The organism is Algoriphagus aurantiacus, assembly GCF_035156405.1.
In the GTDB taxonomy this organism is placed as follows: domain Bacteria; phylum Bacteroidota; class Bacteroidia; order Cytophagales; family Cyclobacteriaceae; genus Algoriphagus; species Algoriphagus aurantiacus.
Window position 1 is genome coordinate 81,587 of the sequence record NZ_JAXRUT010000007.1, and the last position, 17,106, is coordinate 98,692.

General features: G+C 39.2%; 16 protein-coding genes. 6 read left to right on the top strand and 10 right to left on the bottom strand.

What is annotated here, in order from left to right:
- Positions 1 to 34: 34 nt before the first annotated feature.
- On the bottom strand, positions 35 to 847 hold the full coding sequence (locus SYJ56_RS09075) for an aminotransferase class IV (RefSeq protein ID WP_323833637.1): 813 nt from the start codon (positions 845 to 847) through the stop codon (positions 35 to 37).
- 168 nt (positions 848 to 1,015) lie between these two features.
- On the opposite strand from SYJ56_RS09075, the gene sdaAB reads away from it, so the two are divergent.
- Genes sdaAB through SYJ56_RS09090 form a run of 3 tightly spaced genes read left to right on the top strand, consistent with a single transcriptional unit; the run spans position 1,016 to position 4,367 of the window.
- Positions 1,016 to 1,693, top strand: a complete 678-nt coding sequence (sdaAB, locus tag SYJ56_RS09080) for an L-serine ammonia-lyase, iron-sulfur-dependent subunit beta (protein WP_323833638.1) — start codon at positions 1,016 to 1,018, stop codon at positions 1,691 to 1,693.
- 7 nt (positions 1,694 to 1,700) lie between these two features.
- Positions 1,701 to 3,050 carry a TolC family protein gene (locus SYJ56_RS09085; RefSeq protein ID WP_323833639.1) on the top strand — a complete coding sequence of 450 codons (1,350 nt, stop codon included), beginning with the start codon at positions 1,701 to 1,703 and terminating at the stop codon, positions 3,048 to 3,050.
- 3 nt (positions 3,051 to 3,053) lie between these two features.
- Positions 3,054 to 4,367, top strand: a complete 1,314-nt coding sequence (locus SYJ56_RS09090) for an efflux RND transporter periplasmic adaptor subunit (protein WP_323833641.1) — start codon at positions 3,054 to 3,056, stop codon at positions 4,365 to 4,367.
- Positions 4,368 to 4,480: 113 nt separating this feature from the next.
- On the opposite strand, the gene SYJ56_RS09095 is transcribed toward SYJ56_RS09090, so the two are convergent.
- From SYJ56_RS09095 to SYJ56_RS09105, 3 genes are read right to left on the bottom strand one after another with little or no spacing between them, the layout of a single operon-like run.
- Positions 4,481 to 5,086 (bottom strand): Maf family nucleotide pyrophosphatase, encoded by a 606-nt coding sequence (locus SYJ56_RS09095; RefSeq protein ID WP_323833643.1) that lies wholly within the window; start codon positions 5,084 to 5,086, stop codon positions 4,481 to 4,483.
- Entirely contained in the window at positions 5,049 to 6,347 is a 1,299-nt protein-coding gene (locus SYJ56_RS09100) for a DUF1015 domain-containing protein (protein WP_323833645.1), read from the bottom strand. The genes SYJ56_RS09095 and SYJ56_RS09100 overlap by 38 nt, the downstream gene beginning before the upstream one ends.
- A gap of 1 nt (position 6,348) precedes the next feature.
- Positions 6,349 to 7,845 carry an acetyl-CoA carboxylase biotin carboxylase subunit gene (locus SYJ56_RS09105; protein ID WP_323833647.1) on the bottom strand — a complete coding sequence of 499 codons (1,497 nt, stop codon included), beginning with the start codon at positions 7,843 to 7,845 and terminating at the stop codon, positions 6,349 to 6,351.
- Positions 7,846 to 8,024: 179 nt separating this feature from the next.
- Here SYJ56_RS09105 and SYJ56_RS09110 point away from each other — a divergent pair, with 179 nt between their 5' ends.
- Together SYJ56_RS09110 and SYJ56_RS09115 are read left to right on the top strand one after the other, a co-directional pair.
- Positions 8,025 to 9,275, top strand: coding sequence for an aminotransferase class I/II-fold pyridoxal phosphate-dependent enzyme (locus SYJ56_RS09110; RefSeq protein WP_323833649.1), 1,251 nt, complete (start codon positions 8,025 to 8,027; stop codon positions 9,273 to 9,275).
- Positions 9,276 to 9,376: 101 nt separating this feature from the next.
- Entirely contained in the window at positions 9,377 to 9,553 is a 177-nt protein-coding gene (locus SYJ56_RS09115; RefSeq protein WP_323833651.1) for a histone H1, read from the top strand.
- Between the two features lie 69 nt (positions 9,554 to 9,622).
- Here SYJ56_RS09115 and SYJ56_RS09120 read toward each other — a convergent pair whose 3' ends face one another.
- From SYJ56_RS09120 to SYJ56_RS09145, 6 genes are all read right to left on the bottom strand, one after another.
- On the bottom strand, positions 9,623 to 11,464 hold the full coding sequence (locus SYJ56_RS09120; RefSeq protein WP_323833653.1) for a M1 family metallopeptidase: 1,842 nt from the start codon (positions 11,462 to 11,464) through the stop codon (positions 9,623 to 9,625).
- Positions 11,465 to 11,582: 118 nt separating this feature from the next.
- Entirely contained in the window at positions 11,583 to 12,635 is a 1,053-nt protein-coding gene (gene rfbB, locus SYJ56_RS09125; RefSeq protein WP_323833655.1) for a dTDP-glucose 4,6-dehydratase, read from the bottom strand.
- A gap of 1 nt (position 12,636) precedes the next feature.
- Entirely contained in the window at positions 12,637 to 13,689 is a 1,053-nt protein-coding gene (locus tag SYJ56_RS09130; RefSeq protein WP_323833657.1) for an NAD-dependent epimerase, read from the bottom strand.
- A 38-nt stretch (positions 13,690 to 13,727) separates the two neighbouring features.
- Entirely contained in the window at positions 13,728 to 14,894 is a 1,167-nt protein-coding gene (locus SYJ56_RS09135; protein ID WP_323833659.1) for a glycosyltransferase family 4 protein, read from the bottom strand.
- A 166-nt stretch (positions 14,895 to 15,060) separates the two neighbouring features.
- Positions 15,061 to 15,261 (bottom strand): helix-turn-helix transcriptional regulator, encoded by a 201-nt coding sequence (locus SYJ56_RS09140; protein WP_323833661.1) that lies wholly within the window; start codon positions 15,259 to 15,261, stop codon positions 15,061 to 15,063.
- A gap of 44 nt (positions 15,262 to 15,305) precedes the next feature.
- Positions 15,306 to 15,722, bottom strand: coding sequence for a hypothetical protein (locus tag SYJ56_RS09145; RefSeq protein WP_323833663.1), 417 nt, complete (start codon positions 15,720 to 15,722; stop codon positions 15,306 to 15,308).
- Between the two features lie 390 nt (positions 15,723 to 16,112).
- On the opposite strand from SYJ56_RS09145, the gene proC reads away from it, so the two are divergent.
- Positions 16,113 to 16,913 carry a pyrroline-5-carboxylate reductase gene (gene proC, locus SYJ56_RS09150; RefSeq protein WP_323833665.1) on the top strand — a complete coding sequence of 267 codons (801 nt, stop codon included), beginning with the start codon at positions 16,113 to 16,115 and terminating at the stop codon, positions 16,911 to 16,913.
- Positions 16,914 to 17,106 lie beyond the last annotated feature (193 nt).

A 17,106-nucleotide genomic window follows, 5' to 3' on the forward strand; every position in this document is an offset into this window, starting at 1 on the left:
GATAATGTCAGTAATAAATAGCGGACATTTAAAATTAATCGAATATTAGTTGTAAAAATTCTATAGAAACAGTGGAAAACTTCTTACCTCGAAAATATTCCAAATAACTGATACCGGTACAGTTACTTACAAAAACATGCGTTGCATCCTCTAATTCGATGAGTTCAAATTCTCCTTCGATATAAGGGATCGAATTTCGATCTAGCTGTTCCATGATAATTTGTCGGCTCACTCCATTGATACAGCTACAGCTTAAAGAGGGAGTGTAAACAATCCCATCTTTAAACCAAAAAATATTTGATGTGCCTGATTCTGAAACATATCCCCTGTAATCAAGCAAGATTATTTCATCTAATTCCCTTACTTTTCTCTCTTGATTTGCCAAAACATAAGGCAAACTATTAAGTGACTTGAAAGCAGACCAGACCGTAGGATATAACTGGATTTTCAAAGAAACATCAAATTCATGCTTGACTGCAGGAGCTGGCTTATACTCTGAAATTTGGAGCATTTGAAAAACTTCAGCTCCTTCCGGCGTATACTTACCCAATCCCGCCCTATAGACATTCCATCGAACTCGCTTTCTTTCAGAGGGATATTTAGCAGCTAAGAAATCTAGAAGCTGTGACGTGTCAATTGCTTCAGAATCCAAACCAAGTACTTGCATTCCTCCTACTAGCCGTTGTAAATGCTTAACGAAAAACCTAATTTCAGCTTTGTCCCACATCATAGTTTCAAACAAACCGTCTCCAAAGCTGACCGCCCTATTAGGAACTTTTATATTATCATTACAGATCCAAGATTCGCTTGAAGATGATTTTTGAAAGATTGTTTCGATTTCGATCATAAAACTGTTCATTATCGGTCAGACGATAGTTTTGTTTACTAAAGTAGATGTTAAACTATGTCAACTAGAGACCATTTAAATCGCATTCTATACAATAAACATGAATTTTTGCATGAAATAGTAGGAACGATTTTACCTTAGCATCAAAATTGGATTATTTAGAACCAGATGGCAAATAAAAGTAGCGTTTTTGATATGATCGGACCAATAATGATAGGGCCATCCTCTTCGCACACAGCTGGAGTAGTTAGAATCGCTAGAGCTGCTATCCGTGTTTTGGGAGGAGTTCCAGAAGATGCTTCCATTACGTTTTTTAATTCTTTTGCAAGAACTTACGAAGGACATGGAAGTGATCGTGCAATCATAGGCGGTTTGATGGACTTCAAAACTGACGATGCTAACATCAAAAATTCACTTGATCTAGCTAAAGAAATAGATTTCACTTTTCGATTTAAGTCAATTGGTAATTCATCCATCCACCATCCAAATACGATAAAACTTAACCTGAGAAAAGGTGAAAGATCGGTGGAAGTGGTAGGTGAGAGTCTAGGAGGTGGAGTGATCAACATCGCAGAAGTTGATGGATTTGTCGCAAATTTCTCAGCGGCTGATCATACGCTTATTATCAAGGCCGAAGATATTTCGGGAGCAGTGGCTTTCATCTCTGCTGTGATCGCACAAGAAAAAGCCAATATTGCAACCATGTCTGTCTCTAGAAAAGGTAAGCATGATCTCGCATGCCATGTGATAGAAATGGACTCTGGAATAAAAGAAATCACACTTAATTACCTCAAATCTTTACCCTGGATAACTGAACTAATTTATATACCTGACATTGACCTTTAACTACACTATGAAAAAATTCCTATTAGGCTTTGCTTTGGCGACTGGGATTGGTTTTTCAACTTTTGCACAAGAAACAGTTATCCCTACAGGGCCTATTGACTTAGAGACAGCTGTGTCAATTGCGTTGGAAAATAACCTGACGCTGAAAAGAAGCGAACTAAACCAAATTTCTAATGAAGCTACCCTACTTCAAAATCAAGGGCAGCGGTATCCAAACCTCACAACAGGCGCAAGCTCTGGATATAGATGGGGTCGTTCTATCAACCCTGTATCAAACTTATTTGAGACAGCTCGTATCGGAAACATCAATGTGTCTGCTTCATCAAACGTCACTCTTTTTGCGGGTAACCAAATCAATAATTCCATCAAACAATCCAAAGTAGATTTGGAAGCTGGGATGTATAATATTGAAGCGACAAGAAATGACATCACACTGAACATTATTAATTTGTTTATAAATGTGGTATTTAACCGTGAGCAAGTGAATGTTGCTGAAAATCAACTATCAACTACAAAAGATCAACTAAGTAGAACCACCAAATTGGTGGATGCAGGATCATTGCCTTTTTCTGATCAGTTGGATGTGCAGGCACAAAATGCTACTAATGAGGTTAATTTGATCAATGCTAAAAACAATTATAATATAGCTAAGCTGAATCTTGCCCAAGCATTGCAAATACCTTATACTCCAGACTTTTCGGTAATTGAGCCTGAATTCGAAATAAATGAATTATTGATGGCAACGGAAACACCAAAGGATATTTATGCGGCAGCATTAGAAACAATGCCCGAGATAAAAGCTGCTCAGGCAAACATTGAGAGTGCTGAGTATGGAGTGAAACTTGCTCAAGCGGGATACTACCCTACTCTGGGAGTTGGGGCCAATATTTTCTCAAACTATGTAGATCAGGCTTATGGAACAGAAAAACCAACCTTTGGTCAGCAAATAGAAAACAACCTTTCTGAATCTGTTAATCTTCAACTGAGTATTCCACTATTTTCCAGACTAAACAACAGGGCCAGTGTACAACGGGCTAGAGTTCAAAAGCAGATCAGCGAGGTAGCTGCACTCGAAGCTGAGAATCAATTAAGAAACGATATAGAAACTGCATATAATAGTGCTTTAGCCGCACAACTGACATACGAATCATCTCTGATTCAAGTAGAAAGTCTTCAAGAATCTTTCCGAATTTCCCAACAGCGATTTGATCTTGGAGCAATCAACTCAGTTGATTTTCAAGTTGCGCAAAACAACCTTTTCAATGCACAGGCAGATCTTCTAAATGCTAAATACACTTATATTTTCAGAGTAAAAGTTCTTGATTTTTACCTGGGTAATCCAATTAATCTTAATTAAACCATGGCCAATAAGAAATCAAATAAACTGTTATATTACCTTCTTGGAGGTATAGTAGTACTAGTTATTTTTGCTGTAATCGCCCGAAATGCCGGGTGGGTAGGTGGAGACAAGGAAACTCAGGTGGAAGTCACTGCCGTAAAAAGAGTTGCAATCATTGAAAAAGTAAGTGCATCGGGTGAGATTCAACCCGAAGTAGAAGTGAATCTAAGTCCTGATGTAGCAGGTGAGATTATTTCATTGAACGTTAAAGAAGGAGATTCTGTAGCCTCTGGAATGCTTTTGGTAAAAATCAGACCTGATAACTTTATATCAGCACTAGATAGAACCAGAGCCAACTTCAGTCAGCAGGAAGCTAATCTTTCCCAATCCCGTGCTGCATTGCAGAGATCCGAGGCGCAATACACTCAAGCAGAACAAAATTTTAACAGACAGAAAAGTCTTTTCGAGCAGAAAGCTATTTCTGAAGCAGACTTTGAGCAAGCGCAGGCAACCTACATCACTGCCCAAAAAGATTTGGAAGCTGCCAAACAAAGCGTGCGCGCTTCTGAATTTGTAGTAAAAAGCTCACAGGCATCAGTGGATGAAGCTTCTGAAAACTTGAGATTGACCAATGTATATTCTCCTGTAAACGGAATTGTATCTAATCTTTTGGTAGAGCAGGGCGAACGTGTGGTAGGAACTCAGCAAATGGCCGGTACTGAAATGTTGACTATTGCAGATCTTTCTAAGATGGAAGTTCGGGTAGATGTCAACGAAAATGACATAGTAAGATTGAGCTTGGGGGACACTACCATTATTGATGTGGATTCTTACGCTTACACTGGAAAGACTTTTAAAGGGGTGGTTACAAGCATTGCAAATACTGCTAATACGAAAGCATCAGCAGATGCAGTAACTGAATTCAAAGTGAAAATCAGAATATTGAATGATTCATATCAAGACTTGGTAGATGAAGGCAAGAAATACCCTTTCCGCCCTGGAATGACTGCTTCTGTAGAGATTCTTACAAATTCTAAAAACGATGCTCTTTCGGTTCCTCTGTCTGCAGTGACGACCAGAGAGCATAAACAGGACACATTGGTTGCCGGAACTACACGGGCTAAAGAATTGGTGTTTGTAAATGAGGCTGGTGTGGCCAAATTGAAAGAAATCAAAACTGGTATTTCTGATTTCCAAAATATCGAAGTATTGGAAGGCTTAGTTGAAGGCGATCAAATTATATCAGGCCCATACTTCATAGTAAGTAAAGAGCTAAAAGAAGGTGATAAAGTAGCTCCTATAGAAGGAAAGATTATGGCAATTAAAAAGGATTAAATGTAGCGAGTGAACAAATTTTCGTCCTTGCCTTAATAACAATAAAGCCCTGTAAATAGAGAATTCACAGGGCTTTTTTTATGAAGTAGAGGGAATGATTATTCGCCCATACTTCACCATTTTTTCAATTGGGCATAAACCAAATGAAGTGGGAAGCCCATCACATTATAATATGACCCTTCGATCTTTTCCACTCCCATATATCCGATCCATTCTTGGATACCATAAGCTCCGGCTTTATCCATTGGCTTGTATTGATGAATGTAATGCCAGATCTCCTCTTCGTCCAGGAATCTAAAGGTCACGATCGTCTCATCTTCCAAGGTTATTTGCTTTTTATTATCTCTAAAAGTTACTGCCGTCATCACTGAGTGAGTTGCACCAGAAAGACTTTTAAGCATATCAAATGCTTCCTGTTCAGTGCTGGGTTTTCCGAGCACATGTCCGTTTTCTATTACTACAGTATCCGAAGTAATCAGAATTTCATTGGCGGCTAATTCCCCTGTAAATGACTCTGATTTTACTTTTGATAAGTATGCAGCCACATATTCAGCTTGAATATCCTTTGGGATGGTCTCATTTACTGAATTCGCTCTTACTTCAAATTCTATTTCTAATCCCTTTAATAATTCCTGTCTCCTTGGGGAATTAGAGGCGAGTATAATTTTCTTATCCTTTAGATTATTCAAAAAAGGCTCCATAATCGAAATCAAATTCATCTTGTTTAATACTGGCGAAAAGCAATCCGCCCAGTGCTTTTGGATAGAAATAGGTGGATTTCTGCGGCATTACCTCTCCACTTCTACACACTTCCATCACTTGTTTCAATTCTAATTCTCTAGTAATGACAGCAAAACTAGCCTTGCCTGAACGGACTTGCTGAATGCATTTTGAGAAATTCCGTTCATAGACTATCTGATTCGAGTTTCTTTGATCATCTACTGGAATGTCCAAAATTCTTGCAAATAACAACTCATGAAGGACTGTCAGGTCCAACTGTCTTATGCTTTCTGGTAAATTCAAGTTGATCTGATCCATCTTGCCAGCTTTCAACTGCAAGGTATAGCTCTCCTCTCCCATTACTAGTCCAAAGGTATGAGGTTTATGAAAAGCATAAGCACCCAATTCTTCAGGATCAGCAAATTTTTTCACTTCAAACCACTCGCTGATCTTCCTCAGCAATGCCTCATTTGATAATTCTAAGCCATAAAATAAACGGTGAGTCGGAAGGATCTTCAAGTGATTCCCGCTAGTGTTCGTTAGGTACATTAGGTGATAATCATAGCCTTTCCATTGCTTCTCAGGGAATTTTCCTTGCATGGATTTCCGATATTCAATTGCTCCCTCCAGCCTGTGATGACCGTCAGCTAGGATTACCTGCTTATCATTCAAAACTTTTACAAAATGACGTATAATTTTTGGATCCTGAATTACCGCCATTACTTCACGGACTCCCTGATAATCTTCCAATTCATACGTAGGATTCGCAATCGCATTGTCCATGTATCTTTCTAGCTGCTCATCACTATCTTCATACAATCCGTGCGTTGGACTAGCCTGAATTTGAGTTGTTTTTAAAAGATCAATTCTGTCATTTACCGCAGAAACAATTGTATTCTCATGCCTCAAAATAACTTCCTCGCTCCAATCATATGCTTTTATCTGGGCAATAAAGCCTTTTCTGCAGCGCAGGTCATGCTCTCCAGACAAGCGAAAATATTGGTAGTACACATATATCCCAGGCCGTAGATCCTGCTGAATTGTGCCATTAGATTTCCATTTATTTAAAATTTCTAAAGCATTTTGGGAGGGATCATCTCCCTGAGGAACGGCGAGATGAATGCTATTTAAAGGATTTTCGTAAAGCACTTGTCGCTGTCTGGCAGAGACCACATCAAAAAGAGGTGCAGTCAATTCCTCTATCTCTGGAGTCAAAGACTTAGAATATCGCCACGCCTTTAAAGGTAATATTTCTGCCATCTTACTGAAGTCTATTTCTCCAAGCGGATGCTTTTTGGGTAGTTGATTCAGACTTTAGACTTTCAGAAGGCTTGTTTCTCGTAAAAAACTCAACTGCTAAAGCAGATAATAATTCCAATTCAGACTCAGGAAATTCCTGATCAAGGACAATTGGATCGAAATAGTTCTCAACAAACTTGGTGTCAAAATCACCGCTTACGAAAGCCTCATGTGTGATCGCGAATTTGCAAAAATCTAGTGTTGTCTGAATTCCGACAATCTTATAATCTTCAATTGCCCGCACCATCTTTTCGATGGCAGATGTGCGATCCTCTGCATGAGTAATAAGCTTAGCTATCATCGGATCATAATAGATCGGGATGTTCATCCCCTCTTCGAACCCATCGTCTACCCGAATACCAGCACCTTGTGGACGTCGATATGTTTCCAATTTCCCAATGTCCGGTAGGAAATTATTTCTCGGGTCTTCCGCATAGACACGTACTTCAAGCGAATGCCCGTTGATTTTTAAATCATCTTGGGTAAATGAAAGCGGATTCCCTTCTGCAATCAAGATTTGCTCACGAACCAGATCCTTCCCTGTAATCATTTCCGTTACTGGATGCTCCACCTGCAGCCGTGTATTCATTTCGAGGAAAAAGAAATTCAATTTCTCATCCACAATGAATTCCACTGTACCTGCCCCATAATAGTCACAAGCCTTTGCTACTCCTACCGCCGCTTCCCCCATAGCTTTTCTCATCTCCGGAGAGACAACCGCTGAAGGAGCCTCTTCTATCACTTTCTGATGTCTTCGCTGGATAGAGCATTCTCGCTCAAACAAATAGACGATATTCCCATGTTGATCTCCCAAAATCTGAATTTCTATATGTCTTGGGGAAGTGATATACTTTTCAATAAAAACAGCACTATCGCCAAATGAAGATTGAGCCTCACTCACTGCTCGCTGCATTTGCTCTTCAAATTCCCCTTCATTTTCAACTATACGCATTCCCTTCCCACCGCCGCCAGCGCTAGCTTTGATCAAAATCGGATACCCGATCAAAGCAGCCCGCTCTTTGGCCACGGCAATATCAGAAATAGCCTCCTCTGTACCTGGTACTAATGGAATATCATATTTGGCCACAGCCTGCTTTGCGGCCAGCTTACTTCCCATTACCTTGATTGCTTCTGGAGAAGGGCCAATAAATATCAAATCGGCATCCTTTACTTTTTTGGCGAAAGCAGCATTTTCGGACAGGAACCCATAGCCAGGATGAATTGCATCAACACCTAGCTCTTTGCAAACAGCGATAATTTTATCTCCTAACAAATAGGACCGGGTAGAAGCGGGTGGGCCCAAGCAAACTGCTTCATCAGCAAAAAGTACATGTGGAGAAAGTCTATCTGCCTCACTGTAAACTGCTACCGTGGCAATGCCCATTTCTCTGGCAGTTCTCATTATCCGCAGGCTTATCTCACCTCTATTAGCAACTAGTATTTTTTTGATTTTGGCCATTATCTCTGGTATTAAAAGCTAGAATTTTGGGTTTTGGCTAAATAAAGAAAATAATCTGAGCTTTGTTAAGATTCATTTGTTTCAGCCCCGATTTTTGCTTAGCAGGCATTAAAGTTTTATTTTTGTCGGATTTTAATGAACAGATCATTAAATCCCTTATCACTTAAATTCGAAACGCTTTGGATCTATTTGCAAAATTAAAAATGAACATGGGCCCCTTGGGCAAACACTCTGAGTTTGCAGACGGCTATTTCTCTTTCCCTAAATTAGAAGGTGAAATTGCTCCAAGAATGAAATTTCAGGGGAAGAATGTTCTAACCTGGAGTTTGAATAATTACCTAGGCCTAGCAAATCATCCTGAGGTACGTAAAGCTGATGCTGATGCTGCTGCTGAATACGGTGCAGCCTATCCAATGGGCGCACGCATGATGTCAGGTCAAACCAGCCTTCACGAGCAACTAGAAGATGAATTGGCCGCTTTTGTAAAGAAAGAAAAAGCCTATCTATTGAATTACGGATACCAAGGCATCATGTCTGTGATAGACTCACTTCTCGATAGAAAAGATGTGGTAGTCTATGATTCAGAATGTCATGCATGTATCATCGATGCACTTAGAATGCACTTGGGCAAGCGCTACGTCTTCCCGCATAATGACATTGAGAACTGTGAAAAGCAGCTAGAAAGAGCCACCAAGCTTGCCAACGAAACCGGAGGAGGAATCCTTGTGATCACAGAAGGTGTCTTTGGCATGACTGGAGATCAAGGCAAGCTGAAGGAAATTGTTGAGTTGAAGAAGAAATTTGACTTCAGATTGCTTATTGATGATGCACATGGCTTTGGTACTATGGGTAAAACTGGTGCAGGTACAGATGAAGAGCAAGGTGTACAGGATCAGGTAGATCTTTACTTCTCTACCTTCGCTAAGTCTATGGCGAGCATAGGTGCATTCATTGCTGGTGATCCTGAGGTAATCCTATTCTTGAGATACAATATGCGTTCTCAGATCTTCGCGAAGTCCCTTCCTATGATTTTCGTGAAAGGTGCTTTGAAACGTCTTGAATTGTTACAAACTCAGCCTGAATTGAAGGATAATCTTTGGAAAATAGTTGGAGCACTTAGAAAAGGACTTCACGACAATGGCTTCAGTACAGGAAAATCCAACTCTCCAGTGACTCCAGTTGTACTTAACGGTACTGTGGGTGAGGCTGCAGCATTAACTCAAGACCTGAGAGAAAACTATGGTATCTTCTGCTCAGTAGTCATTTATCCTGTTATACCTAAAGGAATGATTATCTTGAGATTAATTCCTACAGCTGTTCATACACTTGAAGATGTGGAAGAAACAATTACTGCTTTTGCTGCAATAAAAGAGAAGTTGACAAGTGGAGTTTATAAAAACTCCGAATTTGCAATGTCTGTTGGTGAGTAAAAAAAATTCAAAAAAAATGCCCTCTGGATTGATTTAGCAAGTATTTGGGCTATATTGAATTATAATAAACTTATCATCAACTCTAAAAAAACACTTTTACTATGAGCAAATTTAGTGAAGTAAGCGAACTGGTTAATTCTCTTAAAGACGATTTTGAAAAGTTCTACGAAAAAAGTAATCAGGCAGCTGGTACGCGAGTTAGAAAAGGAATGCAAGACTTGAAAAACATGGCTCAAGACATCCGCAAAGAAGTTCAAGACAAGAAGAACGCAGGATGATTCAAGTATCAAAAAAGGTGACTAATTAGTCACCTTTTTTGATTAGTAAATTTGAAATGAAAGTGGAGTTTAAAGCTCCACTTTATTATTTTCCTGATTGATATCCGCTAATCTTTTGCTAGGATCAATCTCAATAGATTTGATTAAATCTGATTTTTTATTGATAGTAATAGTTTTGGTAAGATTAGTCCATGGCCAATCCTGGGAAATCACCCGAGTTGCTGCACCAGCTTCTGGAGCTTTTTCTCCTCTCATTATTTCCAATGGCAAATAAACCATCTCAGAAGAACCATCTTTATACGTAATAACCAAGTCTATAGGCATTGGCATCAATCCGATTCGCTCTAGGGTAATTTCAGTTTGGTCACCTTGTGCAGATACATCTTTGACCCCATAATCAATAGTTTTGGTTGTATTAACAAAATACTCCTTGTACCAATCCAATTCCAAACCACTCTCTTTCTCCATAATACGGATAAAGTCATTCACATTTGGGTGTTTAAAACCCCAGGTATTAAAGTAGCTCAGCATTCCTTTGTCTCGCGCTTCATCTCCTATGATATAACCCATCTGAGCAAGAAATACAGCTCCTTTGGAGTAAGCCGCCGAACTATACGCAGAATTGTTATGGTAATGATCTGAATGGGTGCTCATAGGCTCCTCCTTGCCGGAACTGGCAAGTCTATAATAACCTGAATAAGATCCTCTCAAAGGCGTTTCATTGGGCCTAAACATAGCTGACATAGCCAGAGAGGAAGCATAGCTAGTGAATCCTTCATCCATCCATGGGTAAAGGGCCTCATTGGTTGCTAAAACACCCTGAAACCAGCTATGTGCAAGTTCATGAACCATTACCCCTACAAGTCCACTGAGGTTACGGCCGCCTGTCACCAATGTGGCCATAGCATATTCCATTCCGCCATCACCACCTTGAATTACTGAAAACTGCCTGTATGGATATTGACCAAAATGCTCAGACATAAACTCTATCGCCTTGGGAGTATATTCCTTCAATTTTACCCAGTTTTCTATCACGTCATCAGAAGGAATGTACAAGTGATGCACTGTAATTCCATTCTCCATTTCTACCTTATCATGACGGTATTTTGGATCTGCAGCCCACATAAAGTCGTGAACTTTTGGAGCTTTGAAATGCCAAGTCAACTTGTCGCCCTTGGCAGGAGCTACCTTAACTCCGTCGTCCTCATAACCGTGTCCGATTTCATTAGGGTTTTGCAAATAACCTGTGCCACCTAACACATAGGTTTTGTCAATGGAAATCCTTACATCAAAATCCCCCCAGACACCATAAAATTCACGGCCGACATAAGGATTCGCATGCCATCCCTGCTCATCATATTCAGACATTTTAGGGTACCACTGAGACATAGAATACCTCACTCCTTCTCCACTATCTCTTCCTGCTCTTCTGATTTGTAAAGGTACTTGACCAGTAAATTCCATTTCAAATTTAGCATCTGAATTTGGTAAAATAAGCTCAGCTAGCTCAACCTCCAAAATGGTCCCAACCTCCTTGTATTCTACGTCTTTGCCATTCATCTTCAGGCTACTCACTCTCAAGTAACCAATCTCATCGGGCTTCAATTTGCTGATTCGATCTCCTACTCTACGATCTGGATCAGCGATACTTCTAGATCTTTCATCCATCATACTACCTGGCTGAAATGCATTGTAGTACAAATGGTAGAATACTCGCTTTAGTGTGTCTGGAGAATTATTAGTATAGATCAATACTTGAGTTCCTTTGTATTGATTGGTATTGACGTCCATATCAACGTCCATTTGATAGTTGGCAGCTTGCTGGAATCTTCCCGTTTGGGCAAAAACTCCACTGCTCAATACCAATAAAAGAAAAAGCCCGAAAATAGGCTTAACCAATTTTATATGCATAGTCATTTTTTTTTACAAATAAAGCCAAATAGAAAAGCGAGCCCAAACCACCCGTAAAAAACAATAGCATCAAGAATTGCTTCTGATGCTATTGTTTTTCAATAAGGTTTATTGCTGATTAACTCTCGTAATGTTTCTCATAATAGGTCTGATAAGCTCCTGAGGTTACATGATCTAGCCATTCCTGATTGTTCAAATACCAATCTATTGTGATTTCTATCCCTTCCTCAAACTGTAAACTTGGCTCCCAACCTAGCTCTTGTTGAATCTTGGTCGCATCGATTGCATAGCGTAAATCGTGACCGGCACGATCTTTTACATAGGTGATCAACTTCTCCGAAGACCCTACTTCTCTACCCAATTTTTCATCCATTTTGGCACAAAGAAGCTTTACAATATCAATGTTCTTCCATTCGTTGAATCCACCAATATTATACGTCTCACCTTCTTTTCCTTGGTGAAAAACTATATCAATAGCTCTTGCATGATCTTTTACAAAAAGCCAATCCCGGACATTTTCCCCTTTTCCATAGACAGGTAAAGGTTTATTGTTTTTGATATTGTGAATACAAAGTGGAATAAGCTTCTCCGGAAAATGATTTGGCCCATAATTATTAGAGCAATTGGACACCACGGTTTTCATTTTGTAAGTATTGGCATAAGCTCTTACAAAATGATCTGAGGAAGCCTTAGAAGCAGAATAAGGTGACTGAGGATCGTAAGGAGTAGTTTCCAAAAAGAAGCCTCCATCGTGCAAGGAACCATAAACTTCATCGGTAGAAACATGATAGAACAAATGGTCTGTAAGATTCTGTTTCCAGAATTCCTTTGCTGCATTTAACAGGTTCACCGTACCAAATACATTCGTCTTCACAAATGCCAGTGGATCTGTGATGGATCTGTCTACATGAGACTCAGCTGCTAAGTGAATTACATCTGTGATCTTGTGCTTTTCAAAAATTGAGGTTAGAGCCTCCTCATCTTGAATATCAGCTTTTTCAAAAATATAATTGGAAGCTCCTTCTACAGCTTTCAAATTCTCCAGATTACCTGCATACGTCAATGCATCAAGATTGACAATTTTATATGCTGGATACTTTTCTACGAATAGTTGTACTACGTGGCTACCTATAAATCCGGCACCGCCTGTTATCAGAATTGATTTGCTCATCTTATTTTTTGTAATAGTCTAAATACCAATCAGTAAAAGATTTTACACCTTGTTCAATTGGAGTGTCCGGTTTATAACCTGTATCTCTGACCAAATCGGAAACTTCGGCATGTGAGGCAGGTACATCTCCCTGTTGCAACGGAAGCAGATTCATTTTTGCTTCTTTACCCAAGCCCTTTTCTACTGCATGAATGTAATCCATCAGTAATACTGGGGAAGAGTTCCCAATATTGTAAATTTTGTAAGGTGACTTAGAGCTTCCAGGATCAGGATTCTGTGAATCAAAATCAGCATTGGGGCTTGCTGGTCTGTCTGCGACTTTTAATACCCCTTTTACAATATCATCTATATAAGTGAAGTCACGCTTCATATTCCCATAGTTGAACACCTGAATTGGCTCACCTTTTAAGATGGCTTCCGTAAATAGAAACAAAGCCATATCAGGTCTTCCCCATGGCCCATATACCGTAAAGAACCTTAATCCTGTAGTCGGAATATTAAAAAGATGACTATAGGTATGCGCCATCAGCTCATTGGATTTCTTAGAGGCAGCATACAAACTGATGGGATGATCAACTGAGTCGGAGGTAGAAAATGGCATCTTCTCATTTGATCCATATACGGAGCTAGAGGAAGCATATACCAAATGCTTAACCGGATGAAAGCGACAGCATTCAAGAATATTCAAGAAGGCTACAATATTGCTCTCGACATAAACCTCAGGATGTGTCAATGAATAACGAACACCAGCTTGGGCTGCAAGATGGATCACCACATCAAACTTCTCCTGCGCAAAAAGATCTTGTAATGGCTCTTTAACCGATAGATCCAATTGAATGAATCTATATCCTGAAATACTATCAGATTGGACCATTTCAACCTTCTTAACCTGATCACGTGATATACCCATATGCGCTAACCGTGCATATTTCAGATTGATGTCGTAATAGTCATTCACTATATCCAGCCCAACGACCTCATTTCCCCTTTCCAAAAGCTTCTTCGCAACGTGAAATCCAATAAATCCGGCAGTTCCGGTAACCAGGTACTTCATAGACAAAAATTCATGTTTTATTGATAGCCAAATATACGTTATTCCGCGCTATCAGCCTGCTTCAAAATGCGCTGGTATTCAGCATAAATTTTATTTTGAACCTGAGTTCTCTCATAGTTCTCACACACTTCCTTATAGAGATTAGCGGCTAGTTCTGCCATTTTATCGCGCTTTACGTACGCAAATTCCATCGCTTCTTTCAATACTTCTACATTTTTGACTGGGAAGATCAGTCCAGTTTTCTGCTGGGTAATCACATCTGTATTACCAATAATATCAGAACAAATGACAGGTACTTCCATTGCTCCTGCTTCTAAAAGCACATTTGGAAAACCCTCGCGGTGTGAAGGATGAACAAGCACATCTGCTAAAGCAAGATAATGAGCCACATGATCCGACCAATCGATTTGAACTATTCGAGGGTGATCAGTAATAATTTTAATGGTTTCTGGATCAAGAGGGTTAAGGTCTTGTTCAAAGCTCCCGAGCAAAACGAGTTTTGATTTGCCTACGATCTTTGAACTCAAGAAGGCATCCACCAATTCCTGTATCCCTTTGTCTTTGACTAATCTGCCAACTGATAATATAATAAAATCATCTTCGCCAGGAAGAATACGCATCGTTGCAGCAACGAGGTGATTTTCCTTTAAAACACCACGATTAAATTTTTCAAGATCCACTCCATTGGTAGAGCCTTTGCCTATGACTGTCAGTTTCTCTGAAGGACAGAGATTTTTTTCTAACACAAACTTCTTTAAGCCATTTGAATTTGGCCAAACATGGGTAGAAGAATTATAAGTAACTTTTTCCATTTTCTCCAAAAGTCCTTTCTTTCCTCCTTCAGCAGCCATAAAAGGAATTCCCGCTAAGGTGTGGATTCTCACATGCACTCCAGCCAATTTCGCAGCAATCATCCCCAAAAGTCCCGCCTTCGGTGTATGTGTATGCACAATATTCGGCTGCTCTTTTTTGATCAGCTTATACAATTGCCACAGGCATTTCAAATCTTGAAAAGGGGTGATCTTACGTGTAAATGGAATGACTTCATGTCTTGCTCCTTCTGCCTTGATCACTTGAGGCAACTCTCTACCATCAGCGCTGACCATCAATACATCCCAACCTTGCTCCCTCATAAATTTTATTTGCCCAGCGAGCAATAATTTGAGGGAAATTGGAACAGTTGTGATTCGGATAAGTTTAGGCATTAAAAAGGAATTCTATATAAAAGATCGAAGGTAAGACTTTTGTGTATTTTATCGCTGCAAAAATGCAAATGCCATTCCAAAAAAGGCTTATACTTTAAAATCTATCGGCAAGGAAAGATTTCCCTTTCCATATTTCAGCATTTTGAAACATTCTTATTTTCGATCATCAATCCCCATCTTCCAACTCAAAAATCTCCTCTAAGTCAACACCAAAAACCTTAGAAATCTTCAAAGAAAGCACCGTTGATGGCACATATTTGCCCGCCTCTATACTATTGATGGTTTGTCTGGAAACACTGACTTTTTCTGCAAGATCCTGCTGCGTCATATTATGGCGAGCCCGTTCGACTTTTATTGTATTCTTCATGGATTGAATTAAAAGACCAAAATTTGATTTGTTCTGAAGAAACTTTAGTCTTTAGTAGACATGTACTTCTGATACTGAAAAGCAGCATAGATATAGGCATTCAATAAGAATAGAACCAAATAAGCTGTAAATATCTCTGATGTAATTCTATCAAATCGAAGATAGTTGATCAGCATCAAAGCTCCGACACCCCAAATCAGCCAATAAGAGCCAGTTTGGAAAGCTTGTAACCTGAAGGATTTAATCATTTCATCTTCATCTTTCTCTCTCGAAAGATTCAACAGGCCAAAGCCAATAGCCCAAAACCCATAAATTATCTGAGCAGCGTCATCTGGATTGACATCCATTCTGACGATTGCCATTCCAATAACCAAGATTACCGGAAGTGGAAAAAACACAAAGGCTACTTTCCTCCAACCTGGAGAAAGTAAAGGCACATTTAAAATTGATTTCTCTTTCATATGTTTATAATTGATTTTTAAGTGGTCACATGGAATCTCGCAGGATTTATAATCATCCCAGTGTGTGTCGTTTTCGACATGCTCGATTTCATGTGTTTATAATTGTTTTTTTATGGCCATAACCTGTCCCGTGACGAAGGAAACGGGAATCTCGAGTTACAGAGAATCATCCCTCAGTGTGACCATTTGGTCATGCACGATTTCATAGGACAAAATTGTTTTACCTAATGTAAAGCAAAGTTTACTTTATATCAAAATATTTTGTCATTTATTTTATATGACTTCATTTGCTTATAAGCATAATGCTTGCATAATATTTTATGAATTCACACAAAAACGGCCTTATTGTTTACCTTTAATTAACAAATCCAATCAATAATTATAATTTCTATGATTTCGAAAGTGAAAATAGCCATAATAGGCTGTGGAAATTTGGGCGCTTCCATTGCAAATGGACTTCTAAAACGGGATGATTTTGACCCAAAGAACCTTACCCTTACCAAAAGACATGTAGATAGCCTAAGTGGTTTTGCTGTATTAGGTGTAAAAGTCCAAAGTGATAATATTTCTGCAGCTGCAGATGCCGACATTATTATTCTTGGTGTGAAACCCTATAATATCAGTCCCATTCTGAACGAAATCAAGTCTTCCCTAAGACTCAAAAATCAGATTATTATTTCATTGGCAACGGGAATTACGATAGCAGAGATGTATGAAGTAATTGACCCAACTAGTATTGCCTTCCGGGCTATGCCAAATATCGCTGCAGATATCCAAGAATCTGTTACCTGTGTTTGCTCTCAAAACGCAGATGAAAATCAAATCAATACTGTATCCGAACTATTTGACGGAATAGGATTTACCATTCCGATTGACGAAAGTCTCATGGAAGCAGCAACTGTACTAGGAGCCTGTGGAATTGCTTATGTACTAAGATTTATGAGGGCTATGATCCAAGGAGGTATTCAAATCGGTTTTGACTCAGTTACGGCAAGTAAGATCGTAAACCAAACCGTAAAAGGGGCGGCTGAACTGATGATCCAAAAAAACATGCATCCAGAGGCAGCAATTGATAAAGTGACAACCCCAAAAGGCTGCACTATTGTAGGATTGAATGAAATGGAACATCAAGGTTTTAGTTCAGCAATGGTAAGAGGTGTGATCGCCAGTTATGAAAAAATAGCCAAATAATTGATTTGGTAATCAATTATTAATATTCAAGGAATATTAAATCTAAATCAGGAAAAATTAATATTTATTTGTTTAAGAATAGCTTTAGGATTGTTTTTCTTTTGAATCTTTTCAGTAGATTTGTCTCGGGTGATAAACAACTTTTGCTATTCCTTTTTCAATGAAACGATTTTTAAAGGAAGGACTGTTTGGT